This window comes from Candidatus Defluviilinea proxima, assembly GCA_016721115.1.
Lineage (GTDB): Bacteria > Chloroflexota > Anaerolineae > Anaerolineales > Villigracilaceae > Defluviilinea > Defluviilinea proxima.
In genome coordinates, this window is sequence record JADKIW010000001.1 from 1952141 (window position 1) to 1978976 (window position 26836).

Consider the following 26836-nt stretch of genomic DNA (forward strand, 5'->3'; position numbering starts at 1 on the left):
CATATAAATACTCTTAACTGGTCATTCATTGGAGCCTTACATGCCCCCCTCGTAAAGCGAAAGCCGAATACAAAACAGCAAGTAACAATTCCTCTACCATCTCGCCGAAGGCGGGACGGCTGGATTCGTGATGGCGACGGGTGAACTCTCGAACAGCAAATCCGCCGGCCTCACCACCAAGCGTTCTTATGGGATTTGCCGATTGTCTTCTGATCGGACATGACTGGCGATATTTCGGCAAATTGCCACTGATTGAATTTGGCGCATGGCATGACGATCTGCATTGGAGCCACTTCTTGCGTGCCACACGGAAAGGGACCAAGTTGTCATTTGATCCTGATCAGTATCCACACAAGGCCAAGGACAGAATCCATAAAACACGTAAGCCAAAATCCACCAAGGCAAAGTTTCAATCACCTAATTACGATGAGGGTGAACACTGGAATCCAAGCCGCTTAGACCAGGATAATTGAGAAAGCGATGTACTAATGAAAGTGGCGGGACGGGGGTACACACTAATATGAAAACTTGAAAAGAATGTAAATAGAACAGAAGTTCTTTTTAATTTTGGAATAAATTTTGAATAACTTTTATACTAAATTCTTGACTTTGATTTGTGAGTGTTTCATAATAGTCATCATTCACATTCGTATGATGTGAGGATGACAAATGGTAGGTAATAAGCAATTTTCGGTGAAAAATATAGTTCTGGTTTCGCCATCGGATCTCCTGAAAGAGCGCGAAATGTGCAAAAAGAGCATTGAAAACGTCAATTTCATCCTGGATACTACGGGGAAAAATTACAGGGTACAACTCAAAGGGTGGGAGGATGTGCCACCAGGGGTTGGACGGGCAAATGAATATATTGGAAAATATTTAAATATGGATCATTGTGACATCCTTATTGGTATGTTTTGGTATAAATTCGGTTCACCACCCGGAGCCAATCGTCCAGATGATGGTACACCTTATAAATCGGGTACAGAGGAGGAACTTGATAATGCGTTTCGCTTCAGACAGAGTAGTGGAAAACCTGAAATCATGATCTATTGGAAGCGAGATGAACTGCCCAAGTTTAATTTCGATGAAGACTACGTACAATATGGACGGTTAGTGGAATTTATGCGGGATTGCCGCCCTGCTGGCAGACATCCGGCATACTATGTGGAGTTTTTCAGCGATGGGTTTGAGCAACGTTTATCACAGGATTTGCTGAAGGTTTTAAATACCAGCTCATGATTATTGATACCTGTGCGATTTTTAAAAAAGTTTGAATCATAAAGTGATCAATAAGAGATACGACCAGTTTGCTTTCATTATTCGGTTTATTATCATTGGTCTTGTGGAGGAACTTATGGAAGTGTTAAGTGTGGAACCTGCAGTGCCGCCCAAAATAGCGTGGGACCTTGGCGATACATTGGTAAGGATTAAAGCAGCAAAGATGTGCGAAGGGGCAGCGAAAATCTCAATTTGTACTGGTCGTTACACAACTAAAAGCCAGTTGGAATCGGCAATTAAACTTGAATGGGCCGATCGTAAAGATCCTTATCACTTAGATGTTATACGCAATGTTGCTAACTTAAAGACGGAAGTAATGTATTGGGAAGAGGATTTTTACCCAAGTGTATTAAAACGCTTGGAAATAGATAAACCTCAAAAAAATATATGCGCCTGGTTCGCCGCAATGCAGATATCCCCAAAAAGCTTTGAGTTAATGCCTGACGCTGTAGAAACTCTTGAGTTATTAAAATCAGCAGAAATAGAACAAGCTTTACTTTCTAATGCTTTTCCCTCTGCTAAAAAAATAGTTAAGTATCACAAACTACAAAAATATTTTAAGGTTATTATTTTTTCATTTGATTACAAACTCGTGAAGCCCGATGAAAGAATTTATGAAATCTTGGAGGAAAGGTTCAATTTGGGGCACAAAGATAAAATTATATTTGTGGATGATCGCAAAGAATTCCTTCAGATCCCGAAACACCTAAATATTATTCCTGTTTGGTTAAATTGCCATCAATATCAAGCCGACGATTGGAGTGGAGAAAGAATTAGCAATGTTAAAAAAGTACTCTCATATTGCTCCACCGTCGAGTTGATGCCTGACAAACAACACATTGTTCAAGGTGAGTTGATCTGATTATGAGTAAAGATAATAATCCCGTCTCTGTTTTTAGAGTAGTTATTGCATCTCCCAACGACGTTGAGAGGGAACGTGCTATTGTTCGAAAAGTAATTGAAAATTTAAATAAAAATTTGGCTAGTATTGATGAGAACTATCGTCTCGATGTAGTAGAGCAAAAAGATGCTGCGCCTGGTGCTGGAAATCCAGAAGATAGGGTGTCTGAACAACTTGCGATACCCAACTGCCATATCTTTATCGGGATTTTCTGGAGGCGATTTGGAAATCCGCCAAAGATTATACGTCCAAAGGACTCCTCCTACTATCTTTCGGGAACCGAGTCTGAAATTGATATGGCATTTAATGCGCGGAAAAACAATTCTGACATTAAACCTGAAATAATGTTGTATCGAAAAGTTGATATTCCTGATGAAGCTGATAAGTTCGTAAACGACAAGGAAGCCATAGTTCAATACGCCCGCGTTATTGAGTACTTTGAGAAAATTGAGATTGGCGAAAAACACCCGTTGTTTTATGCGGAATTTAGTGATGATGATTTCTCTGAAAAGCTGCATCGAGATTTGCTAAAAGTCTGCACTGAAAACAAACTTGATTGGCGGAACTTTGACAGCGGCACTTACTATGTATATGGAGGAAAGAGGGAAGTAGATCCAGAGGAAGCGTGGCTGTTAAGATCGCCCTTTAAGTTTAATCCGCTTAGTGATGATCTAAAAGAGAGGGTCCGTCTGGAGAACTATACAGTATTGCCGTGTAGTAGAAGTGACTTGAGAAGGCTTATTACTGGCGATCACCTAGTCTATGTGTTTGGAGATAAAGGTGCTGGAAAAACTACTTTATTGGAAAATATCTTGAGAATAGTTTCCGGCGAACTTGACGAGGAAATTTTGCGGAAGGAAAAGATCTATTGTTTACGAATTGGTCCTGAACATTTTGAAAGTCAATTGGAGAGAATTGGCAGGATAGAAGATTATCAGACGCATGACTTTATAAGATTGGTCTTTAATATGGTTACCGATGGGGTTATTAAATTCGCTCAAAGGGATATCCCAAAGCCTGACGTGGATTTCAGACGCCCGTCTGAAACGCTAGCGATCCTGTTGCGATGGCTTCAGCAGGAAAGATATACATCACTTATATGTTTAGTAGATGGCCTGGATGAAATCAATGCGGTCAAGGTCAGCTCTAATCCAGGAAATGAAATAAGTAGCCTCTTGAGGAATATTGTGTCCACCCCAAAGGTCGAAGGAATGAGACTGCGACTCTTTCTAACATCAAACCTTGAGAGAATAATGAGACAGGAAAGGAATTTATTTCAACTGGATCATTACCCCCCTGTTCACATTGAATGGAATGATTCTAAACTCATTCAGTTACTGAATCAACGATTCCAGGTTGCTTCTAAAACAGGTGCGAACATTGCGATCGGTGAACTATGTCCAGATGTAACGGAAATCGAGAGGGAACTGGTTCATCGGGCAAACAATAACCCTAGAGCTATGTTGTGGTTGGCTCGACGCCTCTTTGAAATCCATTTTCAAGGAGAAAACGTGCAAGATAATATAGGGATGGATAGTTGGATGAGATTGATCGAAGAATGGAAGACAAAGAAACTTGATTTCACTGATATGGACAACCATAAGGGTTTCTGGATAGATGAAAAAGAAATCCGTACTTTGAAGAAGCAATCGTTGAACTCCCGAAAATATTGTCCGATATTCTCTGTTTCTTGATTGAAGCCAAGGGGACAATTTGTGATCCTGAAACACTTATTCGTGCCTCATATCCGTCAAACGAGGATCCAAACTACTTAATGAAGACTTTCTATCAACAAATTGGTAATCTTAAGAAAAGACTTGAAGATATTGCACCGGGCTGGCTCCAAAACGTTCGTGGGAAAGGTTATCGCCTTGTGAAGCCGGATTCTGAAACGGGAGATGTGAAATCATGAATGCGAAAATCAGATCTATAAAAAAACGCGATGACATTTATAGTGTGATACTTCAGGCGTTAAATAATATTGCATCAGGTAAGGAAAGCGATCTGTTACTATTTAATATCTGGGGAACCCACGGCAGCGGGAAAACATATATGTTAGATCTGATCAAGGACCAAGTGCAAAGCTTGGATAACGTAAAGATTTTGGGGCCGATTGATCTTTCGAAAAAGGATCATGACCTGTTAGATAAAACACTAAATGACACAAAGAAAGCAAGCCGTTTGACCCCGAAAATAGTTCTTCTGGACAATCTAAAATCCGTTGTGCGTGAGGGCCAGGAAGATATGTTTATTTATGATGTCGAAGAAAGATTAATTGGTCCTGTTTTGTCGACAGGAGATACTGTTATTGTTGTTACCAGTCTCCACGAGATAAAACAATGGCGTTCTGTGGAGGTTAGAGCTCGCCACAGAACTATTCTTATTCCACCGTTTGCCCTCAAAATGTTTAAAGAAGCAGTTAAGGCTGGAAAGTTGAATTATGGAGTGACTCTCAAAAAGACAATGGGCCACCCAAAGCTTTTGGAATGGTTAATTGAAAACCCATCCTGGGACATGGAAGAGTTAGATGGAAAAGCGCTGGAATATTTTCTAAATGGTCTGGAACCGGCCACCAGAAGGGTGGCACAGGCAGTTAGCCTTTCCTTTTCCTTCAATGTCCCGGCATATCAAACAATTGTAAAAAGTGCAAAACTTGACGGGAACAGTTCATACTTTAGTGATTTGAAGAAGATAAAGGAATTGGGGTCCATCGGTTTGATAACTTATGAATCCACTACTGGCATGTATCACTTCTCAGATCGGGTACTAAGAGGAGTGTTGGCGCGCTCATTTATGCGGGAATTCCCTAATCTTGCCGCGGAAATTTATAATGCCTTGGCAGAGTTGGCTGAGCGCGAATCGATGTTTGATAATTCGTTGTCGTCGCACTTCTTGAATTTGCTTTATTATCAAGCGTGGAAGGCCAAACTTCATGCATTCCCATTCCGTGAGTGGCTTGATCAATGGTTTCATGATAGAGAAGATGTGAATTGGCAAGATGTTAATCGTCAAATAATGTCAAATCCATCAAGCAAATATATTCTCGCTGAAATAAAAAAGATTGCCGATCCAGAAATATACAAGACAATAGAATTAAAGCTTCATTCGAGTGGAGAAAAAAATGAAAAATAATAACAAACAACCGTCATGGATTTCGAGAACCGATGCGGAACAGATTGCATCAACCATACGAACATCTGCTCAGCAACTTGAGGACCGTGTTCACTTGTACCTTGTTGAAGGTAAACCAGGTACTGGAAAAACAGTGGTAGCACGCCTGATCGGCCAGGAATTCAATAGTAACGATGGGTATGAAATTGGAAAAGACGGCAATATTCTTTGGACGGGGCTTTTTGATATGTTTGACCCGGACACGAACAGCAACCTGGGCCTTGAGCAAAGAATTCAGCGTTCCTTTGAACAACACGATGTTTATTTTACGAGATACGAGCAGGAACGTGAATTTTACGAATCACATTATAAAACTGGGGTGAGAGGGGCCGGGCTTGAAAAACAACGGAAACGAATTGAGGAGGCTTTCTCGGATGATCTGGCAGAAGCCACGAGTAAGTTCTTTCCCATTATTTCCTTGGATACGGTTGAAAGATTGACCAGTGCGGCAGATCCTGTCCAACGGGAATTAAAACCTAAGTGAGGATACTGCATCTGTTATTGGCTGGTTGTTCTATCAGATAGAAGAGTTGCCTCGCGGAAGTATCCTGCTTTTTGGACGACATACTGATTTCCTTGTCGATGTATTACAGAAAAGATTTGGTGATCACCCCAAGGTTAAATTCACTTTGGTGTCCCTGGATTCGTTTTCTGATCAGGATGCAGAGGCGCTTATCAATCAACGACAGAGCGAGTTTCCAGAACTTAAGATCCTGGATGAAGAATCCAAACAGAACATCAAAAATAAAACCAATAGGAATCCTCTGTTGATGGATATAGCTTTGCAGGCCTTAATTGAGTCGGAAAATCTCACTGAAACAATTGAAGCCTTGGAAACCGGACGTACCATCGAGCAACTGCAGGAAAATCTGCTGAATACGTATTACAAATCACTTTCCGGCGTAAACAGACATTTTATATTTGAACTCCTTGCTGTTGCAAGGAATGGATTGTTTAAAGAGCTTGTAAAATACCTGGCCTCTGATGCATCCGAAAAGGAAATCGATACCCTGATTGGTGAATTAGAAAAAATGGGTAAATTACCGTTCGTGAAGGTAAGAAATGTGTTTGTAAGCGTGCCCGGGGAAAAAGAAAAGAAACCAAGAAGAACATATTTCCTGCATGACGAGATGTATCTGTTGTTCGATAAATGCATTAAAAATACCACGTTCATTCGGGATGCCAGTAGGAAAATTGTGGGCTGGTATGACGACGAAATTCAGGAAACAATCAAGCAGGAAAAAGGCCATCCGCAAGACACAACTATTAATGTTTATAGATACGACTTACTCGTGGAGTCTTTAATATATCGCTTGCGGACGGATTTCGACAGTGGATACCGGTGGTTTCTACTGCAAGAGGACCAGGCGATTAGAAATAGCCTTTCAATCGGTCTGGATATGCGGCTTCGTGATGGTTTCTCGCAATTCATGGTGTTGGCAGGCATCGAAAAGGCCGAAACCGAACTAAACCTTGCAAGCCCGATCGATACTGAAGTGATAAGAAAAAATTATGCGTCCATAATAGATCAATATCCAATCGACATGAGTATGCTTTGGATTAAGAGGTTGTCTGTTAGAGGCAATCACTCGAAGGCAATTGAAGTTGGGGATTATTTCTACAGAAAATCTACGAGTAAACTCGTCGACCCAAATATTAACTTTCTTTCTCTTGCTGAATTGAGACTTTGGTATGGTCAGGCATTAATGTACTCAGGTAATACTGATAAGGCAGAGAAGTTCTATAAGGAATGTTTACAGTTGATTGCTACAAACGAGACAGCTCTATCTCTGGCGAATAAGGACAATCCTGAATTCATTATCCGGGTTGGATTGGTTGCTGGCCGTGCCAACAACAATCTTGGCTACTTATGTTGGATCAACGAGGGAAAATATCGATTGGCGGTTCACCACCTTGAACAGGCGACCACCTGGTACAAGTCGGCGTTGGCTCAAGTAGACAAACAGGATGAATTCACTCCATTGCTTAAGGAAGAGATAGCGAATTCACAGGATAACCTTGGGAGGGTGTTTGCCCTGTTAGGGCATTACTCTCTTGCAGAAGATACTGTTCGCGAGGGATTGGAATCGAGAGAGATTGTAGGATATCCCTATCGTACAGCGTTAAGCCAGGTTTCCCTGGCGACAGTTCAAAATGTAGCCGGTCAATTGCGAAAGGCGCAAAAAACAGCGGCAGAAGCATTCCAGTCATTTAGAAAAATAGAAAGTGAAGCCAGACCGAGTCGGGGAATCGGGCTTTGCCTGATCATTAAGGGCTCAGTTGCAAGAAGTATCGCTGATCAATGGCGAGAGGAAGGGCTGGATATTACGGATGCGCTCGATCAAGTTGAAGTTGCCTCTACCGACTTGAACGCTGCTATTCGGATCTTCCGTGATAGTGTTGAAGAGCCAGTGCGACTTATTGATGCTCATAATGAATTGGCTTGTTGCAAACGAGCTGAGTATTTTCTGAGATCCCAGGATGAAGGAACTTCTCCAAAGATCCTCGATAGTATCCTCCGAGAAGGGGTTAACAATTTTCGTCGTGCAGTCGAAATAGCAAAATCCATTAATCACTTGGTCGAAGAGGTGGACTCTCTTCAGGACCTGTCTGTTATGTATTTCCGGGCAAAGCAATTGACAAACGCAGGGAAGTGCATGGATGATATAGAAAAGGTGATACCGAATCAATACAAGATCAAACAAGAGACCGGGGTAGGTGATTTAAAGAAAGAGGATGCTGTCGATGCCTTCTATAAGACTATGGGACAAGTGGAGATGCTGCGAGGCGCTGTAACTTTTGAGAATGGGATTGCAATGGCAAAGAAGCAGGAACCGGACGCGGAAATACCAATTGCTTATGAAACCTTCAGGGAAACATTTCAACACTATGTTTTTGCCTCAGAATACTTTACCCACTATTCGACTGAATCCTATTCAATTCAAAGGACACATGGTCGTATGAAATCGCGTCTGAAGCACTGTAGGAGCGAATGGGTTCATCAACTCGCACACGAATTTATCCCTCAACTGGAGAAAGAATTTGGATTGAAACACGATCCAGTAAAAAGGCTGCTGGCAAATGTGTTTGGAATAATCGAGTGACATAGATTGGCCTTTAAAAAGTTCGGCATCCGGAAGAATTATACGGATGCCGAACTTTTTAAAGTTGACTTGTTGTTAGATAATATGTTCTCCGCCCTTGGCACAATCCAAAGCATGAATTGCTTGGTTTTGTGTGGCAATGCTCTGGTAGACACAATTTCCCAGCTTTTTTGCCATTGATAATAGTATGGCCACGGGCGTTGCTCTGGAAGCAATGACCAGCCGATAACAACTCTCAGTGCTGGCAGGCCGGCATTGGGATATTTTTACATCAGGATGATCAAGCTCGATTTTGTCGATCAAGTCACATAACCCGCAGATTTCCTCCTTTTTCTGGGATGTTCTCTGATCTAGATTTATGGATACAACAAGTTGTGGATATTTTTTCATCCCTGGCAACATATCCATAATAGTCATATCTGGATTCTCGGCTAGTTCACTTAAAACTGTCAGGGCTGTTCTAAGCCCATCACCAGTAACCCAATCGGGCTGAGTGTGAATGACTATGTGACCAATTTGTTCACCACCCAGTACCAAGTCTTCATCCATGATGGCGGATGTAATGTATTTATCACCATTAGAAACAACCTTGAAGGTGATGCCGTTCCTTGCTAAATATTCTCGCAAGGCTGGGTTGCTCATTGGGGTTCCGACTACCTTGTTCCCTTTTAGTATTTCTTGGTTCTTGTAGCGTAATCCCAAAAGTGCAAGTATGGAATCTCCATCATAATAATTGAGAAATTTATCAACTAAGACTACTCTGTCGGCGTCACCATCCAGTGACACAGAAACAGCGCCGTGGTATCGTGATAGTAATTCTCCCAATTTGCCTGGATCATGCCTTGCGAACTCGCTACCAGCATCTTGATTGATGTTTGTGCCGTCAGACCACGCATGAATTAGAGAGAATTTACAGCCAAGACTTTCCAGTACATTAGGAGCTGTCATATGAGATGCTCCGTTTGCGCAATCCAATACCAAGTTTAAACTACTCCAGTTATAATCTTTAAACTCCCTAACCAATTGGCGCGTATACTGTTTGACGTAATCATGGTCTCTAACATTGGTGGCGTAATTCAATATTGCGGGCAAACCATCAATTTCATCATAGTATCTCTCAATCTTTGTTTCATCATCCACCGATAATTTTATGCCATGTTCATTAAAAATCTTGATGCCATTTTCGTTAATGGGATTATGAGATGCAGAGAACACTATCCCAGCAGAAAAGACTCCTTTTTTTGCAATCAAATAGGAAATGGCGGATGTAGGTAATATTTCGGCATCAACAGTTCCGACACCGAATTTGTTCAGCCGATCAATAAATATTCTTTTCAATCTTTGGGATGATTCACGAGTGTCTGAGCCTATTAAACAAACAGGTTCCATTTGCTTTTCTCGAATATAAAGACCGACCGCGCCAGCGATTCGAGAAACGCTTTCAACATCCAATGGCGACACATCCATTTCTCCCCTGATACCATCTGCACCAAATAACCTAGTCAACGTACCCTCCTTTTCTTTATTGGTCGTGATTGATACCTTTCATTGAGCCGTCAATTCCAGAGATAATTTCTCACATTCCGAAATTCGCAAAGAACGATCCTTTTGAGCTTCAGAGCAGAACAATCCTGGGGAGAAATCTTTCTCTAAGAGTATTATATGGGGTTGTATCCAAGATAAAAATCCGCCACTAATTAACCATTTATTCCAAAAATCTAAAAAAGTCTTGGTCCAAACCCCAAACACTTTTTGTTAAGCCAAATATCAAATTATCGATATCGGGTCATTAATCACTCAAAAACTCAATTATCCAACAAATCATCCGCAACATTGTTGCATAAAACAATCATTGCCTACACAAATTGCAGCTCAAATGCACCACACGTACAAGTTCTCTGCTGCTGCGTAAGTGATATGTCACAAAAGCCCAATGGATGCGGTGGTCTTGGGATGTGCCGGTTTGAGCACATGGTTTATTGGTAGCCATGCGCTCTTTGAGTTTGCCAACCAGCCCTTTGATATTTGGCTTCTTGACATACTCCACTAATACTCCAGAGCCTTCTCGACCAGTTTCATAGCAGGTTAACCAGTTGTTCTAAACCTTTTTCATGGTATTCAGGACCATTATAGATTTTTACTTCGCCAATACGCCTACCAAGCGAGGGAGTGTGTTCTGCTTCGATGGTGAGATTGACATGGCCATTGGTGTGTGCCTGCTGGGCGACGCGTAAACCTAGCATGGTGAGAAAAGCAGTTAGGAAGGCGGTAATTGTGTCTTCGTTGAGACCGTTGAGGCAATTGGCATTTCGCTCAAGATGATCAATCACTCGTTCTAATACTCCTTCAAGAGCCTGGTCAAATTTGGATCCAGATAGGCTTCGAAGTCGGTTTTTAGTTGAACTTGTTTCGCCCGGGCACGCAACGTATACAGGGAGGTGTTGTAGAAGGATTTTCCTGACGCCTTAATCAGCGCCCCGTGCTGATCGGCGATTCCCTCTTTATTGCAGCATTGTTTTCATCTTGAGCACATCCTGCTTCGTCGACTCCAAAATCGCATCAACCGTCGTATGACAGTCATCGGCAGGATCACATCCCAATACTTGCCGCGTACGTACATGTCTCGCAGTTTATTGTCCACGATATTCCAGATGAAGTTTGTAATCCAATTCAGCTGGCTCTGATCCATGCAGGCTCCCGTTATGATGTTTGGCAATGTCGCGAAGCAAAGAATTCAATCCGATTTTTGATGGCAACGTTGACTGGGTCAATTATACGACGCCTTTCGCCGTAGCCCTTGTCCCTAAACCTGCCGTTTTTATAACAAAAGCCGAGGGCTTTTAAGTGCCATCAGTGCCAAAGCTTTCCAAAAAACTTTTCCGTAAAACCAAAAATTTTTTGGTCCTTTACAACTTCTGGTATGTCTAAACAAGAATCCTACTATACTAGGAATGATTGGTTTATGTAACAAATTGCACTACAATATTTGAAATCGCCGTGATATGGAGTTTTTATGCTGACAACTGAAGATCCCCTCAGAGCGCCAAGCATTTGGCTACGCTTATGGGCTAAACGGGCGCGTGTTGCAATGTTCGTCGTCTGTGCGGCTATTATTGGATATTTAAGTTGGGAAACTACTGAAAGCAATTGGGGAGAAATTATTTTCTGGTCGTGGGCCTTAGTGAATGTAGCGGCCTGGGGATGGGAGACAGTGTATGTAATTCGCCGTTACCTTGCATTAGTCGTTACATCTGAATTGAAAGTGCAAAAGCGATATAGAACCCGTGTTGTAATATTTTGGTTTGTCGTCGTTGCGAATTTTGGTTTAATGCTTTCGATTGGCAACAGCACTTTGAATCAGGGGGGGATAATTGCCTTGCTGGTGGTTATATATAACCTGTTTACGCTGGCATGGCTCGCATATGATGCATTACGATGGTTCCGATGGCCCAAAATAGAAAGGTGGTTTTGGGCGACAACAGTGTTTTGGACTATTGTGGCGATATCGTTCGGGCTTGTTGCTTTCATTAGTCTACAAAACACGGTAACAAATACGCGTGTCGTTTGGGGTGTTTCAGGAATGACAACGGCTATTGCATTTATTGTCTTTATTATGCAAAGGCTTGAAGTGGAAGATCATGTTCATGCGAGCGTTATTCGTGATCTTATTAATAACATTTTAGGTGTTCCCCAGACGAATAAGCAATGGGATGGAATTGTTGAGCTAATTGGGGACAGACTTAGGTACAAACGCGTTTATATCCTTGAGCCGAGCATGGAAGAAGGAAGGTTAAGGATAGCTGGCCAGCATGGCGAAGGCCCCAATTTCGTGGGTAAGGATATTCCAATTGATTTAGGTATCACGGGCAGAAGTTTTCGCACAGGAGAGATTCTGGCCTGGAATGACATCAGGAAATGTGAGTATTATTATAATTTTCTTGACAAGTCACAGGATGATACACGAGCAGAGATTGCCATACCAATACATTATTTAGGGATCCCGTATGGTGTTCTTGATATTCAAGATACACAGACGGGGGTGTTTAGTCGACAGGATATTCGCTCTTTGGAAGTCATTGCTAGAATCCTTGGTGCTGCACTTTCTGCTCAAAAAAGCGATCTGCTAGTTGATGATGCCTACAACTTATGGGAGGAATTATCCAAGGAGTCTTACAGCGAGGAAGATATATTCAGAGAATTTGCAAAATTTGCGATGCGCAAATTGGGTGCGGATATTGTTGGGTATTATCCACTTTCACCTGCTGGTTACCCTATAAGCGCACCGTTCATCGAGGGCAAACTGAATAATCCAGAGAGGATGAAAAATCCGATCAGTCGCCCGGATAGTTTGCTTTTTAAACTGATTAGGGAATGGCGCCCACAATTTATTGAAATTGTAAAAGAAAATTTATTGTTTTCAAGTTACGATGATACGCGACCGTCTCATTTTAGTGTTCGTGAAGGCGTAAAGTCAGTCTGTTTTTTGCCAATCGGAACTCCAAAAGAAAGACTTGGAGCAATGTTCCTGAATTTTAGACAGGCGAGAAAGTTTGATGGCTTATTTAAATTTATGGTGTTGAATTTTTCCCAAACATTTGCCATGTTGGCAATTCGTAATCGGTACCGGGCTATTCTTATTGAGGGTTATGGTAGGCCAGAGTTAGGGATACATAATTTGTTTAGTCGTTATGGTTTAAAAACCGGGGTTGTTGATGAAGGTGCCAAAATATTCGAAAATTCATGCCGACAATTTGAACAACGTGATTTCTCAAAATGTGGAATGTTGGAGTTGTTGAACCGTGTTGACGGTTTCTTGGATGCAGCAAATATAGTGGATGCATCTATACCTCCTTTATTTTGGCGCCAGTCGATTCTAAGCGAAGTGGAGAACTATGCAAGTGCTTTACCTCCATCGCGGCAGCGCGGTCCCAAGCCATCAACAATAATTGATATGGATCCTCAAATTGAGAGAGAAGGATCGTGGGCAAAATTGGCCGTTTATAGAGTAATCACAGAGTCGATGAATAATGCTGTCTTTCACGGTGCAACAAAGGAGGTCATTGTCAAGGCACAAAGAAGACCTCGTAGTATTTGGGTGCAAATTATTAATGACGGAAACCCGCTTGATGACTCTGCTAAAGTCAAAAAGAGTCGAAGAGGCATCTTTTCCATCCTGAAAGAACTTGAAGAGAGGTTTAGAGCGGAGACAAAGATTGAGAAAGGCTATGATGGCACGGGCACTATTGTTGAAGTCTCAATTCCAGTAATACCATTAAATCATGAGGTGTGAGAATTATGGATATAACAGTCCTTCTGGTTGAAGATTCAAATATTCAACTCAGGGCGTTACAAAGTGAGTTGAAGGAGATAGGTTGGAATGTCATTTATGCCCAAGATATTGATGGGGCTCTATATCAGGTTGGAAAAGTAGCTAAAGAAAAAAAACATATTGATGTGGCTATGATTGATCTGGGTATCCCGCCAGTTCTCGAAGACCCAATTCGTGGTGGTATTGCATTGATTAAAAAACTTCGAGAAAAGCCTGAAGCACAATCCGTGAAGATCCTTGCTTATACTTCAGCAGGGCCTAAGGAGTTTGATTATAGCCTTGTGTTGAGAAAGCTTTTGACTCTCCAGGCTTCTTTTGTTGCTTTACGTGGGGAACAAGTAGATTTACCTAGCTTACTGAAGTTCGTATGGCTGGGGTACGTATTTATTTCTCCAACACCGTCGTTGTTTCTTCCAAAGTCGATCGCTGATAAACCGGATCCCCTTGATAGCAAGCAATGGGAGACATTAAAGTTCATCGACCAAGACAAAAGCTTGACAGAAATCGCCAACGAAGTGGGGCTAACAGTTGAAGGGATTCGAGCAAGGTTGCCTAGGATAAGGGACATTTTGATTGAAACAGATGAAATTGGTCCAGATGCAGAAACCGATGATTTAATTCGCTGGTACCGCACAATGCGGACACGTTATTCGCGCGACTGATCTCAATAAAAGTATTTCTTTTTAGCCAAACAACTTCTTGTTGTTTGGCTAAAATTAGTTTAATGCCAAAATGAAAATCATTTTGTTTCAGGCATTGTGCATGTTTTGTAAACTGAAAGAAACTCAATCTGTGCACGTATGGGAACTAATTGGTAATTTGTGTATTCTGAAGGTGGAAAGAAGGTTTTTGGATAAATCTTTGAAACTTGAAATTCCATTAACCTTTGATGTGTTCTTTTACAAAATTACCAAAGACCATGACAAATAATTTTGATTTAGTTTGGATATTATTTGGTTGACCGTGAATTCAAAAAGAAACATAATGAATTCAAATTCATATACATAATGTTTGCCAGCTCGGTGCTAGGCAAATAAGGAGAGCAAACAAGTAGCTGATAAGTTCTATTTGTGAGATGGGATTAATCCCATACGAGAGGAGATTCGGTATGACTACAATTATGAAAGTCTTCTATCGCCCAACTGAAAATCACGTTGGAGTAATCTACTCCAAGTGGGGGAAGTTTAAGCGATTTGCCAATCCCAATGAGTGGACTCTCCTTTCTTCGGGAATTGAGGAGGTAACCAAAGAGGTAAGGTTGGATATGCGGACAGCAATACTTACATTGGAAAATGTATTTACAAGTGATATGGTTGCAGTCGATATTGAGATGAAAGCCTACTACTCCATTGATCTACGCAAAACCAGCGAGGAAAAAAGAATGCAGGCTCTTCACTTCGAAGGCGATGCTCCTTGGGGAGAAATTGTGAAGACAAGCGTGACGGATATTGTCCGCAACGTTGTCGTAATATCTCAAACTTACCAAAGATTGGCAACTGATGAGGGGTTGGCATATCTGAAGCAAATCATTAGTCGGAATGCGGCTAGTCGGTTACGGAGTTTCGGGATTTTGATGGATAACCGATTTGCAGTGAGCATTATGAACTTGCAGCCAAACAAGACTTTCCAGGAAGCACTACAAGAAGTATCAGCAGCCAAGGCAGTTGGTAATGCTGCGGTCGATCGACTTCGGCCATTATTTGAGCAGTTTGGCGATAAAAGCCAGAACGAAGCTTTCGATGCTTTGGTCATGCAAATAGCTGCTGTTTTGGGAAAATCAGATAAGTTGCCGGATATCGCTATTCAAGGCAACAATGATGCCCCATTCGGCAATAGATTTCCGGGAAATGGGAACGATTTGTTAGGGTTAAACATTCAAAGGAATTCCCTGTCTCGCCAGCGAAGGACTTCCAAGGACAATTAAGGAAGCCGCCTGGTATAGGCTACTCACAAACAACCTTTGACCTCAATGAGGTGGAACAGTTTACCAAGGAGAACACCATGAACCTGGATTTGAAACTAAGTAATGAAATTTGGGAAGGTTTGGTGATCGATACCGAATTGGTGCAACCTGCGCCGACTCTTCAACGGCCGTTACTTAAGAACGTCTTAAGGAAAATCGGCCCGTTTCCAGAGGAGGCATTGTTATTAGGACTAGCAGATGATGGTTTCCCAGTTTTGCTGAATCTATGGGATCCAGCACCTGGACCGATTCTAATAGCTGGGGATTCAGAAACAGGCAAGACGGACCTGCTGAAAATGATAGCCAATTTCGTTGTATCTACTCATCAACCATACGAGATTCAATATGGTGTGATGACAGCCCGTCCATATGAATGGGCGCGTTATGCTGATTATCCCCATTGTATAGGAGTCTTTTCGACACAAGAAACAGGAGCAATGAACCTTATTCGAGCCTTGGCTGCTTGGATCGAAATGCATCGGAACAGTCGCCAGTCGATTTTGCTCTTTGTGGATGAATTAGTGGATTTGATATATTGGCAGAGTGGATTAGGTCGAGAATTGCGGAGATTATTGTTATGTGGCCCCGAAAATAAGATCTGGCCTGTGGTGACAGTCAATCTTGAGAATCCTCAAGCTGTTGCACCGTGGTTGGGATATTTCCATACTAAAATTTATGGATATACTAACTACCGCAGCACTATCGATAACGATGGCAGCCAGGATGCGGGATTCGAAACTCTGTCAAATGGGGTCGAATTTAGTCTTAGAGAAAATTCGCAGTGGATTCGATTTAGGATTCCAAGATAAGAATATCAAACCAACAATCTGGGATATTTGCTGATAAACGATAAATGAAGTGGCTGAGGTTTTCAACGCCTCAGCCATCTTGAAGTTGTTTGGAAATAACCGTAATGAACTTTGAATCAGGACAATATTCTTATTGCAACCTGTGAGTGTTTGTATACATAACCAATATATTCAAATTTACGGTTGTTGCTTTCAATAAATTCCATAAAGGCTCTAAATTCGTGATTTTTCCAGCCTGGATAATTAAAAAACTCATCAAAAACAATTATCGTGCCATTGATGAATCGGTGACCCACCATATCAAAAATAATTTTTGCTGAAGAATACAGATCACAGTCAATGTGCACAAATGCTATATTCTCTTTGTTTGTACCTAGAAATTTTGGAAATGTGTCTTGAAAGAGGCCTCTAACTATTAATATGTTGTTTGGAAATACAGGTGGAGTATCAAGCGCAAACGCTCCCTTTTTGTATTCACTTCTCCAGTCTTCCGGGTTTCCTTCAAATGAGTCGAAACCATATACAGGAAATGCAGTTGTTCTTTCTGCAATAAATTTAATGGTACTTCCTGTGTAAACGCCGAATTCTAACCATAACCCATCAATTATTTTTGCCTCTCCTGTGGCATGCTCAAGTAACTCAAATCGGTTCTCAAACCCTGAATTCACTAAAGGCATGTTTGTTTCAATGTAATCACATGTCTCAGCTAGGGCTCTTCTTTTTAGTTCCCTGGCAATATTTCTTGAATCGATATCCAATAATTCATTTATATATGTTTTTATTTGTTCTTGATCCATAATAGCAATTTCCCTTGATGGTGGACTGCAAAACATGCTTTGTTCGATATTGGAAAAGTATAGCCTTATTTTCCATTGATATCAATGATGTGCTACTGCAATTATTGTTGGATGACCTCATAAACGCATAGACAATTAATTGTCACCACAAATAATTGTTGTTACAATTTTCTTGACGAGATTAATATTATGTCGTACCATCCATATACCTGCATACTCATGTGCAGGGGATTATCAAAGTTGATAATCATCAAAAATACCGCCATATATATGCAAGAGTTGCACAGAATATCGAGTTATTCCACATATGTGGGTGAAAATTATTACCCATTGAGGGTCTAACTCATAAGCCCTTGGTCGGGAGTCCAAATCTCCCCCTCGGCACACAAAAGACCGCCTTAAGGCGGTCTTTTATTTTGGATGCTGGGTAAACCTAAGCATTCCTTCGAATTTCCAAACAGGTATAATGAATGCCACTGTACCATGTCACGATTTTGGCAATATATCCTTGCTCTTTTATTTCTCTCGCTGATCACAGGGATTCTATTCGTTCTCCGGGATGTTCTTGAAACAACACTTATTGCTCTACTTTATTTAATTCCATTAGGTATCATTACGGCCCGATGGGGTTTGGTCCCCGGGGTTGCCAGCGCAGTGGCTACATTTTTTGCGTTTAACTATTTTTTCATTCGGCCCTATTATTCACTGGCGGTTCATCGGCCAACAGATGTGGTGATATTGATCATTTTTCTGGTTGTCGCCATTGTCATTAGCCAACTGGTGGGGTCGGCACAAGCAGGCCTTGCCGCGGCAACTGCCCGTGAACGTGAGACAACTCAGCTTTATGAATTGAGCATTTCCCTGACGGGCTTGCAAGATGACCATACCATTGCACAGATCCTTGCCAAGCAGATAAAAGCTGTGACATACAGTGAATATGTAGAACTTAGTGTGAAAGGGACTCAACCTTTTATATGTAAATTGCCAGATGATGGGGAAGTAGATCGTTTGCCAGACTTTGTTATCCCAATTGAAGCGGCACGTGGAACTTTAGGTGAGATTCGGATCTGGAGAACTTCGCTGGATATAACTTCGAATGAAAAACGACTTCTCAGGACTTTTGCCAGTCAGGGTGCCCTTGCGCTGGAACGTGCCTGGTTGGCTCAAGCGGAATCTAGAGCACGTGTATTGGAAGAAAGTGACCAGCTTAAGTCGGTTATTTTGTCGTCTGTTTCCCATGAATTGAGAACGCCGCTTTCCACTATCAAAGCCGCCGCGTCCAGTTTGCGAAGCGGAGAAGTCAATTGGGATTCCCCTGCATCCACAGACCTGATCGCGGCAATTGATGATGAGGCAGATCATCTCAACATGCTCGTTGGAAATTTGCTCGATATGTCGCGCATCGAATCGGGAGTGCTTAAGCCGAAGCGTGAATGGAATATCCTGCCTGAGATCATCGGTAGTGTGCTTGCGCGGATGAAGAATCAAACTACGGAACACAAACTGGATATCCTTGTGCCTGAAAACCTGCCGCTGATCCCGGTAGATTATGTGCAAATGGAACAGGTTTTTACGAACTTGATCAGCAATAGCTTGAAATATGCACCTGCCAACACGATTGTTTGTATTCGTGCACAGGTACTGGATGACATGGTCCATGTGCAACTTAGAAATCAGGGGCCGCAAGTGCCGCCCGAGGATATGGACCGTATTTTTGATAAGTTTTATCGCATCACCGCCGCTGACCGTGTGACGGGTACAGGTTTGGGTCTCTCCATCTGTAAAGGGATTATCGAAGCGCATGGCGGGCGCATTTGGGCTGAAAATGTTCCAGACGGTTTGGCATTTAATTTCACAGTGCCACTCACTCTGGATGGAGTAAGGTCTCCCATACTTCCCATGGACACAGAATCAGAATGAGCAACACTCCCCACATCCTTATCATTGATGATGAAGTGCAAATACAACGCGCACTTCGTACGATATTGACCGAAAAACAGTTTCAGGTATCTACAGCCAGCCGGGGGGAGGATGGTTTGGCCCTCGCCGCAGCAAACCTGCCCGATCTCATTATTCTCGATCTAGGACTACCGGACATGGACGGCGTTGAGGTGTGTTCGCGCTTGCGTGAATGGACTCAAACGCCGATCATTATTCTCTCTGTGCGTGATAGTGAGCGCCAAAAGGTGGCCGCTTTGGATCGTGGCGCAGATGACTATCTCACCAAACCCTTTAGTATTGAAGAACTTCTTGCCCGTGTACGTGTCGCATTACGGCATTCCGCGCATATGCAGGGTGGGCAAAATAAGATTGTCACAGCTGGCCCGATTACAGTGGATCTGGCGTGGCATTTGGTCAAACGAGGGGAAGAAGAAGTCAAGTTGACCGGCACAGAATATAAACTGCTTGCCTATCTAGCTTCCAATCGTGGGCGTGTTCTCACGCACCAAAGCATTCTCACCCATGTGTGGGGCCCCGCAGATGCCGACCATACAGAATATCTGCGGGTGTACATGCGGCAACTACGGAAGAAACTCGAATCAGACCCAGAACGTCCACAATATATTCTTACCGAACCAGGGATTGGATACCGGTTCATTGCAGACGAGTAAACAACGTCAACTACCCTTACAGCGCCCTTGCAAAAGGGCGTTTTTATTTGTTCTTTATACGATTGCCTGATTTTTTTGTCACCATTTTATATGGGGTTGATAGGATTGTCTCATACGTGAGGTGACATGCTTAAACTAAATGATACAAAATATTCGAACATGATCGTTCCCAACGCTTCTCAATCGGACCTTGAAACTGGTCGCCGTTTCATTGTCCCGATTCTCAGCCCGGAGGATGATCTCACAGCCATCGTGCGCAGAGTTTGGGAGTTGGCGAATGTCGCAGGGGCAAGTATCCAGTTCCTCGGTCTATGTAAAGACGCGCTGTATGAATCAAGTCTCCGCCGTTCGTTGGCAACGATCTCAGCCATGGCAAACACTGGCAATGTGTCCGCTGATTTCGAGATCCTATTTGGAAATGATTGGGCGCAAGCTGTGAACTCGTGTGCGCGATCAGGGGATACGGTTGTGTATTGGCAGGGTCAACAGACCAACCTATTGCAGGCGGAGTTGAATATCCCCATCCAGATCATTACAGGAATCCGTTCTGAAAACAAACCGCGCTCGAATTGGTTTGCACAGGTTGCGGCATGGACCGGTTCCGTCGCCATCGTCGTTGGCTTCTTTTTCTTGCAAGTCAAAGTGGACCACGCCGCGAAAGAGTGGGTGACTGTTTTGCAATTGATTTCGCTGGTTGGCACTGTTGGGTTGATCTGGTTATGGAATAGCCTGTTCGGATAAGACATTGAAAATCACAATTGAATTGGACGTTATCGTATGCTTACACATGAAGACAATTTAGCTACATCGATTATTGAAAGAAATTCAGAATACAAACCGCCACGAACCTTGCGTTCCTGGCTGATCGGTCACCCCTTATCCACTGCGGATGCGCCTCATCAAACCATTGGAAAGGTCGTTGGCCTTGCGGTGTTTGCCTCAGATGCGCTTTCCTCCACGGCATACGCAACACAGGAAATTCTGGGCGTCGTTGCCGCGGCAGGGGCAGTGGCGTACGGGTATTTATTTCCGATTTCCATTGCTATTATCACTCTGCTTGCGATCGTAACGATTTCTTATGAACAGACGATCCATGCCTATCCTGGAGGTGGCGGTGCGTATATTGTGGCACGCGATAATCTCGGTGAACTTCCAGCGCAAACAGCCGGCGCGGCACTTCTTACAGACTACATTCTTACTGTGTCTGTATCCATTTCTGCAGGTGTTGCTCAGATCGTATCTGCTTACCCGGGTCTTTTCCCTTATCGTGTATTGATCGCTGTAGTCGCTGTATTTTTGATTATGCTGATCAATTTGCGAGGAGTAAAAGAGTCGGGTGCCGCATTTGCCGTCCCTACATACTTTTTCGTCGTGATGATGATCTTCACTGTAGGTGCAGGCTTGGTCCGCTACTTCACCGGCTCGCTGGGCGTGGTTGTGGACCCTCCGCACTTTGAGCCACATACTGTCATTTCAGCGATCACTCCCTTTATCTTGCTTCATGCATTCGCCAATGGGACAACTGCTCTTACAGGCGTTGAAGCGATCTCGAATGGTATTACTGCTTTCAAGGAACCTCGTAGTAGAAATGCAGGGATTACTCTAATTTGGATGTCCCTGATCCTGGGTTCGTTGTTCCTTGGGCTTTCTTTCCTCACCGGTCACGTGCAAGCAGTATTTTCTGAGCAGGAAACTGTCATTTCACAATTGGCCCGCACGATCTTTGGCGGTAGAGGAAGCCTGTATCTGTTGTTGATCTCCGGTACAACTGTGATCCTCATCATGGCGGCGAACACAGCTTTTGCAGATTTTCCTCGTCTCGGTGCGCTTCATGCAGGAGATGGGTTTCTTCCGCGCCAACTCACATACCGTGGAAGTCGTCTTGTATACTCCCGTGGCATTGTCACATTGGCCGTGATCTCGTCAGTTTTGATCATCATCTTTCAGGCCAGCGTTACGCGACTCATCCCGCTATATGCAATTGGTGTGTTCCTTTCCTTTACCCTTTCACAAGCGGGCATGGCACGTCGTTGGTGGAAGATCGGGCACTTAAAGCAAGGCGAAGAAGTTGTTGAGCCCGGTTCCACATTACGTTACGAAAAAGGCTGGCAGTATAGAATGGTGATCAATGGCTTTGGATCTCTTTGTACAGCGATCGTCATGGTTGTGTTTGCTGTCACCAAATTCAAGGAAGGTGCCTGGGTCGTCTTGATCCTGACGCCGGTTCTTGTTGCCATCTTCTTTTCCATTCACTTTCACTATAAAGGGCTTGCTAAAAAATTATCGCTGGATCACTTCGCCCCCGTCCCTACGCGGAATATGCGCCATCGTGTCATCTTGCTGGTCAGCAGTGTGCATCAGGGTACGCTGGCGGCGCTTCGATATGCACGCATATTGTCCGATGATATAACGGCGGTCCATATTTCGATCGAACCGGCGGAAGCAGAGAAAGTACGTAAAAAATGGGAGGCATGGGGCGATGGCGTACGTATGGTGATATTGAATTCGCCGTACAGAATTCTACTGGAGCCTTTGCTGGAATACATCAGAGATATTGCAGAGCGACGTCAACCCGGCGAGACCATGACCATTGTTGTTCCAGAATTTATCTCGAACAATCGTATCGCCGCCACATTGCATACGAACACAGCAGAATATCTGCGTAGCCAATTGAAACGGTATCCCGGCATCGTAATTATCAATGTGCCTTACCATGTGCATGAATAGATAACGGTATTAACAAAAAATGCTCCCGAACAACGGGAGCATTTTTTGTTATCTTTCATTTTTTAGAACACCTATTACACATCAACAAGCGTAAACTTTCCGTGCGCGTCTTTGAAATTGTCAACTGACAACATGGGCGTTCCAGGGTGACTCAAGTTTTTAACGGGCCATTGCAGGTATTGGATGTGCTCAAGGCGTTCGTGCGAGATACCAGCATAAATGGGAGTCAACATGGCGATCTCAGCCATGATCTGCGATGTATCGCTATAGTTCCAACCGGCGTGTTCAGAACCGTTCAAACCGTCTGATTTGATGCGGCGGGCAATATCTGTAATGATCTGCCAATCGGGGCGCGTTTCGCCTTGCGGTGCGATGGCCTGATGCACCATTTGTATCCTGCGCTCGGTGCTTGTGAAGGTACCAGTCTTTTCAGCAAACGTCACGCCTGGCAAAAAAACATCGGCACAGCGTGATGTTTCTGATTCGAAGCATCCCTGCATCACTATAAAATCACAACTGCATAAACTCTTTCGCAAGTGCGGTCCGTCTAATGCGCCGCCGATCAGGTCCTCACCCATAATATATAGCGCCTGTAATTTTCCATCCGCTGCAGCATTCATCATCTCTTGTGCAGTCATGCCAACTTTGGTCGGTATTCCCTTGCCCCAAGCCGCCTCGAACTTTCTGCGTGTGGAAGATTCATCAACTGCTTGATAGCCGGGATAATAGGCTGGATGCCCGCCCATGTCACATGCGCCTTGTGAGTTGCTGTGACTTCGCAATGGGATCAAGCCGCCTCCACCTACCCCGAGGTTGCCCAACATCAATTGGAGATTGACCAGGCTGATAACTTTCTCTCGCCCCATGGAATGTGTTGCCAGATCCACACTCCAAACAATAGACATCGGGCGTTCCTTCGCCATAATTTCCGCAGACTGTTTCAGTGTGTCTTCATCAACACCTGTGATCTTTGCTACATAGGCAGGCGTGAACTTTTCCACGCCCTGTTTGATCTCATCAAAACCCAGCGTATGTTTCTCAATGAAGTCGCGGTTTTCCCACCCGTTTTGTAGGATGATGTGGATCAAACCATTGACCAGTGTCGTCTCTGTGCCGGGTTTATGGACCAATCGCAGTGTTGCATATTCAGACATGTTGATGAAGTCCGGGTGTGCCACCACCAATTTACACCCACGCTGAAGAACCGCCTGGCGGAGTTTGACCCCAAAGATGGGATGTTGTTCTGTGGTGTTGGAGCCGATCACCAGAATGGACTTGGCTTCCTTTGCCACATCTTCCAGCGAGTTCGATTGAGCGTTCCATTCCATAAGGGATTCAAAACCGGTTACTGTACTGGCATGGTTGACGTGTTCGCAACAATCAATGTTGTTCGTCCCCAATACTTGACGGGCCAGCTTATTCATAAGATAGTTTTCTTCGTTCAAGCACTTGCCCGATGTCAGGATGCCGATACGATCTGGACCATGTTGGTCTCGTGCGTTGCGCAGACTATTGGCTGTGATATTCAGCGCCGTTTCCCAATCCACTTCCACCCATGGCCCACGGTTTTGTGGACGTGGCGTCCCTTCAAGTAAATACTTGCGCACACGTGGTCGCCTCACTCGTTGTGGTGATTGAATGAATTCGTAGCCATAGCGCCCTTTGACACACAAATGATCACCGTTGACCGGAGCTTTGCTGTTCGATGTGACTCGTAATATGCGTCCACCCGGTACGTCGTCTTTGACGTGCAAGTCAAGTTGACAACCGACACTACAATAGGCACAGGTTGTAGTAACAACACGATCTGGTGGGCCGAGCTTGACAGACATTTTGTTATCCAACGCGCCGGTGGGGCAATGAGCCACACAAGCTCCGCAGGATTCACAGCGCGCTTGTAACATGCTTGTCGCGGATCCGGCGACGATTTGCAAATCATAGCCTCGATAGGCCTGCGTCCACACAAAGCGGGCTTGCACTTCAGCACAGGCACGCACACACCGTGTACACATGATACATTTGTTCTTGTCCACCCAGACGAATGGATTTGGATCGCTATCGATTTGGCGGAACGGTTTCTTTGCCATTGCGGCTTTCATATCGATGCCATAGTGATTCACCCAGTATGCGAATTGGGTATCGAGTGTCGGAAAACCGTCAGTGTGGGTATAGCCTGCATCGTAAAACCGGACCAACAATAATTCCAGAATGGTGCGGCGGTAGCGAGTCAGCGCAGGGCTTTCAGTGCGGACGATCATGCCCGGCGAGACAAGCATCGTGCAAGCCGTCGCAGGCAACCGCAATCCTTGAATATCCACCGAGCATAAGCGGCATCCGCCATAAGGGGTCAGGTCCTTGTGATGGCACAGGGTAGGGATGACGATCCCGGCTTGTTCGGCGGCATTCAGTACGGTTGTATTTTCAGGGACTTCGACTGTCTGGCCATTGATCGTTAAGCTGATCATGGTGCTCTCCTTTTGTGCGTTCGCCGGTTACGGGACCGGGAGTAACTCAGGTACGTGAGCTGTGATAGGGCAAACTCCAACCGGGCAAACGTGGTCGGTGATGTGCGCTTCAACTTCTTCGCGGAAATATTTCAGAACATCAAGTAAGGCAGTTGGGGCAGTTTGACCGAGGCCGCAATTGGACACTTCAGACATGGCTTCAGAGATCTTCAACATCTCGTCAATATCACTAATTGAGCCCTTGCCCTCTGAAATATCGGACATGATCTCGTACAAGCGCAGTGTGCCGATGCGACAAGGCGTGCATTTGCCACAGCACTCGTTGCGGAAGAATCGCAGGATGACTTTTGCGAGATCTACCACGCAAGTATCTTCATTGCAGATGAGCAGTGCGCCCGAACCCAATGAGACGCCCGCATTACGGAACGAGTCAAAGTCCATTGGCGTATCCTGCAAGTTGGCAGGGACGATTGTTCCACTAGATCCGCCAGTTTGCACTAGCTTGAGTTTCTTGCCATTCTTCATGCCCTTGCCGTAAATGTCTATTACTTCACGCAGTGTGATACCCATGGGCACTTCGATCACGCCGGTAAAGTTGACATTGCCCATGATCGTATATACCTTGGTGCCCGTGCTCTTGGGTGAACCGACCTCGCGATACCAAACGCCACCATTACGAATGATGGCCGGTATGTTGGCGAGCGTTTCCACGTTGTTCACAAGGGTCGGCTTTCCGAACAGGCCATACGTGGTGGGGTAGGGCGGACGTGCGCGCGGCATACCGCGTTTGCCTTCGAGCGATTCGATCAAAGCAGTTTCTTCACCGCAAATGTATGCTCCCGCTCCGGCGTGCGGGTGAATGTGAAAACTGAAACCCGAATCGAAAATGTTGTTGCCCAACATGCCATGTTCCTCAGCTTGGTGAATGGCATGTTCGATGCGACGGTAGGCAACAGGATATTCGCCGCGAATATAAATGTACCCTTCATGTGCGCCGACAGCGTAGCCTGCAATCGTCATTGCTTCGATAATGCTGAATGGGTCGCCTTCGATGATGAGACGATCTTTGAATGTGCCTGGCTCGCTTTCATCGGCATTGCAGATCACATACTTGATATCGCCCGGTGTACTTGAGACAAAGCTCCACTTGCGTCCAGTGGGAAAGCCCGCGCCGCCGCGCCCTTGTAACCCAGATTTTTCAACTTCGGCAATGACTTCAGATGGCTTCATCTGAGTCAATGCTTTACCTAGTCCCTGAAAGCCATCATACAGAATGTAATCTTCGATGCTGGCTGGGTTGACGATACCCGCCCGTTCCAACACGATCCGTTTTTGCACGGGCAACGCGCCGCGGCGTTCACGTGTCCATGCCACTTCCGGCGTCAGCCCGCGCATCATTGTCAACATACTGGGGACGATATTGCCTTTGACAAGGTGTTCTTCAACGATCGTGTGCACATCCTCAACCCGTACTGGCGCATACACAGCCGCATCGGGATAGACGATCACTACCGGTACATCTTCGTGCACGCCCACATCACGGATCGTGGATACGGCGATCTGGTCCGAGAGACCGAACTCTTCTATCTCTTCCAGGAATGCATGAAATACCTTTTCAGCGCCATGTTCCAGACTGGCTTCATCAACGGAGACCAACACCATCGATCGGATTATTTTCAT

At 44.3% G+C, this 26836-nt stretch carries 20 protein-coding genes; 15 read left to right on the forward strand and 5 right to left on the reverse strand.

Going from position 1 to position 26836, the window contains the following annotated elements:
• The first annotated feature begins 669 nt into the window (after positions 1 to 669).
• The 7 genes from IPP66_09085 (at position 670) to IPP66_09115 (ending at position 8454) form a co-directional block, all read left to right on the forward strand.
• Complete coding sequence (locus tag IPP66_09085; protein MBK9925432.1) at positions 670 to 1239, forward strand: hypothetical protein; 570 nt, start codon at positions 670 to 672, stop codon at positions 1237 to 1239.
• 115 nt (positions 1240 to 1354) lie between these two features.
• Positions 1355 to 2140, forward strand: a complete 786-nt coding sequence (locus tag IPP66_09090) for an HAD hydrolase-like protein (GenBank protein MBK9925433.1) — start codon at positions 1355 to 1357, stop codon at positions 2138 to 2140.
• Between the two features lie 2 nt (positions 2141 to 2142).
• On the forward strand, positions 2143 to 3873 hold the full coding sequence (locus tag IPP66_09095) for a hypothetical protein (GenBank protein MBK9925434.1): 1731 nt from the start codon (positions 2143 to 2145) through the stop codon (positions 3871 to 3873).
• On the forward strand, positions 3849 to 4091 hold the full coding sequence (locus IPP66_09100) for a helix-turn-helix domain-containing protein (GenBank protein MBK9925435.1): 243 nt from the start codon (positions 3849 to 3851) through the stop codon (positions 4089 to 4091). The genes IPP66_09095 and IPP66_09100 overlap by 25 nt, the downstream gene beginning before the upstream one ends.
• Entirely contained in the window at positions 4088 to 5311 is a 1224-nt protein-coding gene (locus tag IPP66_09105) for a hypothetical protein (protein ID MBK9925436.1), read from the forward strand. Before IPP66_09100 ends, IPP66_09105 begins: the two co-directional genes overlap by 4 nt.
• Positions 5301 to 5834: an AAA family ATPase gene (locus IPP66_09110; GenBank protein MBK9925437.1), complete on the forward strand. Its 534-nt coding sequence runs from the start codon at positions 5301 to 5303 to the stop codon at positions 5832 to 5834. The genes IPP66_09105 and IPP66_09110 overlap by 11 nt, the downstream gene beginning before the upstream one ends.
• A 25-nt stretch (positions 5835 to 5859) precedes the next feature.
• Complete coding sequence (locus IPP66_09115; GenBank protein ID MBK9925438.1) at positions 5860 to 8454, forward strand: tetratricopeptide repeat protein; 2595 nt, start codon at positions 5860 to 5862, stop codon at positions 8452 to 8454.
• 75 nt (positions 8455 to 8529) lie between these two features.
• Here the strand turns inward: IPP66_09115 and IPP66_09120 are convergent, their stop codons facing one another.
• Both IPP66_09120 and IPP66_09125 read right to left on the reverse strand, forming a co-directional pair.
• On the reverse strand, positions 8530 to 9960 hold the full coding sequence (locus IPP66_09120) for a hypothetical protein (protein ID MBK9925439.1): 1431 nt from the start codon (positions 9958 to 9960) through the stop codon (positions 8530 to 8532).
• A 569-nt stretch (positions 9961 to 10529) separates the two neighbouring features.
• Complete coding sequence (locus IPP66_09125; protein ID MBK9925440.1) at positions 10530 to 10784, reverse strand: hypothetical protein; 255 nt, start codon at positions 10782 to 10784, stop codon at positions 10530 to 10532.
• A 683-nt stretch (positions 10785 to 11467) separates the two neighbouring features.
• Between IPP66_09125 and IPP66_09130 the strand changes: the two genes are divergently transcribed.
• The 4 genes from IPP66_09130 (at position 11468) to IPP66_09145 (ending at position 16555) form a co-directional block, all read left to right on the forward strand.
• Positions 11468 to 13744 (forward strand): GAF domain-containing protein, encoded by a 2277-nt coding sequence (locus tag IPP66_09130; protein MBK9925441.1) that lies wholly within the window; start codon positions 11468 to 11470, stop codon positions 13742 to 13744.
• Positions 13745 to 13749: 5 nt separating this feature from the next.
• Positions 13750 to 14445 (forward strand): response regulator transcription factor, encoded by a 696-nt coding sequence (locus IPP66_09135; GenBank protein ID MBK9925442.1) that lies wholly within the window; start codon positions 13750 to 13752, stop codon positions 14443 to 14445.
• Between the two features lie 446 nt (positions 14446 to 14891).
• Positions 14892 to 15707: a hypothetical protein gene (locus IPP66_09140; GenBank protein ID MBK9925443.1), complete on the forward strand. Its 816-nt coding sequence runs from the start codon at positions 14892 to 14894 to the stop codon at positions 15705 to 15707.
• 77 nt (positions 15708 to 15784) lie between these two features.
• A complete protein-coding gene (locus IPP66_09145) occupies positions 15785 to 16555 on the forward strand; it encodes a hypothetical protein (protein ID MBK9925444.1) in 771 nt (256 codons plus the stop codon).
• A gap of 116 nt (positions 16556 to 16671) precedes the next feature.
• On the opposite strand, the gene IPP66_09150 is transcribed toward IPP66_09145, so the two are convergent.
• Positions 16672 to 17352, reverse strand: a complete 681-nt coding sequence (locus tag IPP66_09150; GenBank protein ID MBK9925445.1) for a class I SAM-dependent methyltransferase — start codon at positions 17350 to 17352, stop codon at positions 16672 to 16674.
• A 483-nt stretch (positions 17353 to 17835) separates the two neighbouring features.
• Here IPP66_09150 and IPP66_09155 point away from each other — a divergent pair, with 483 nt between their 5' ends.
• From IPP66_09155 to IPP66_09170, 4 genes are all read left to right on the forward strand, one after another.
• Entirely contained in the window at positions 17836 to 19272 is a 1437-nt protein-coding gene (locus IPP66_09155) for a DUF4118 domain-containing protein (protein MBK9925446.1), read from the forward strand.
• A complete protein-coding gene (locus tag IPP66_09160; GenBank protein MBK9925447.1) occupies positions 19269 to 19964 on the forward strand; it encodes a response regulator transcription factor in 696 nt (231 codons plus the stop codon). Before IPP66_09155 ends, IPP66_09160 begins: the two co-directional genes overlap by 4 nt.
• A 126-nt stretch (positions 19965 to 20090) precedes the next feature.
• Complete coding sequence (locus IPP66_09165) at positions 20091 to 20705, forward strand: hypothetical protein (protein MBK9925448.1); 615 nt, start codon at positions 20091 to 20093, stop codon at positions 20703 to 20705.
• Between the two features lie 36 nt (positions 20706 to 20741).
• Complete coding sequence (locus tag IPP66_09170; protein MBK9925449.1) at positions 20742 to 22691, forward strand: APC family permease; 1950 nt, start codon at positions 20742 to 20744, stop codon at positions 22689 to 22691.
• Between the two features lie 74 nt (positions 22692 to 22765).
• On the opposite strand, the gene IPP66_09175 is transcribed toward IPP66_09170, so the two are convergent.
• Both IPP66_09175 and nuoF read right to left on the reverse strand, forming a co-directional pair.
• Positions 22766 to 25156 (reverse strand): molybdopterin-dependent oxidoreductase, encoded by a 2391-nt coding sequence (locus tag IPP66_09175; protein MBK9925450.1) that lies wholly within the window; start codon positions 25154 to 25156, stop codon positions 22766 to 22768.
• Positions 25157 to 25183: 27 nt separating this feature from the next.
• Positions 25184 to 26836, reverse strand: coding sequence for an NADH-quinone oxidoreductase subunit NuoF (gene nuoF, locus IPP66_09180; GenBank protein MBK9925451.1), 1653 nt, complete (start codon positions 26834 to 26836; stop codon positions 25184 to 25186).

What these genes read in the sequence shown, in the direction of transcription:
- IPP66_09165 (MBK9925448.1), top strand. Translation starts at nt 20,091, where the DNA reads ATGCTTAAACTAAATGATACAAAATATTCGAACATGATCGTTCCCAAC.
- IPP66_09110 (MBK9925437.1), top strand. Translation starts at nt 5,301, where the DNA reads ATGAAAAATAATAACAAACAACCGTCATGGATTTCGAGAACCGATGCG.
- IPP66_09155 (MBK9925446.1), top strand. Translation starts at nt 17,836, where the DNA reads ATGTCACGATTTTGGCAATATATCCTTGCTCTTTTATTTCTCTCGCTG.
- IPP66_09150 (MBK9925445.1), bottom strand. Translation starts at nt 17,352, where the DNA reads ATGGATCAAGAACAAATAAAAACATATATAAATGAATTATTGGATATC.
- nuoF (MBK9925451.1), bottom strand. Translation starts at nt 26,836, where the DNA reads ATGAAAATAATCCGATCGATGGTGTTGGTCTCCGTTGATGAAGCCAGT.
- IPP66_09140 (MBK9925443.1), top strand. Translation starts at nt 14,892, where the DNA reads ATGACTACAATTATGAAAGTCTTCTATCGCCCAACTGAAAATCACGTT.
- IPP66_09145 (MBK9925444.1), top strand. Translation starts at nt 15,785, where the DNA reads ATGAACCTGGATTTGAAACTAAGTAATGAAATTTGGGAAGGTTTGGTG.
- IPP66_09160 (MBK9925447.1), top strand. Translation starts at nt 19,269, where the DNA reads ATGAGCAACACTCCCCACATCCTTATCATTGATGATGAAGTGCAAATA.
- IPP66_09130 (MBK9925441.1), top strand. Translation starts at nt 11,468, where the DNA reads ATGCTGACAACTGAAGATCCCCTCAGAGCGCCAAGCATTTGGCTACGC.
- IPP66_09175 (MBK9925450.1), bottom strand. Translation starts at nt 25,156, where the DNA reads ATGATCAGCTTAACGATCAATGGCCAGACAGTCGAAGTCCCTGAAAAT.
- IPP66_09085 (MBK9925432.1), top strand. Translation starts at nt 670, where the DNA reads ATGGTAGGTAATAAGCAATTTTCGGTGAAAAATATAGTTCTGGTTTCG.
- IPP66_09090 (MBK9925433.1), top strand. Translation starts at nt 1,355, where the DNA reads ATGGAAGTGTTAAGTGTGGAACCTGCAGTGCCGCCCAAAATAGCGTGG.
- IPP66_09095 (MBK9925434.1), top strand. Translation starts at nt 2,143, where the DNA reads ATGAGTAAAGATAATAATCCCGTCTCTGTTTTTAGAGTAGTTATTGCA.
- IPP66_09135 (MBK9925442.1), top strand. Translation starts at nt 13,750, where the DNA reads ATGGATATAACAGTCCTTCTGGTTGAAGATTCAAATATTCAACTCAGG.
- IPP66_09105 (MBK9925436.1), top strand. Translation starts at nt 4,088, where the DNA reads ATGAATGCGAAAATCAGATCTATAAAAAAACGCGATGACATTTATAGT.
- IPP66_09170 (MBK9925449.1), top strand. Translation starts at nt 20,742, where the DNA reads ATGCTTACACATGAAGACAATTTAGCTACATCGATTATTGAAAGAAAT.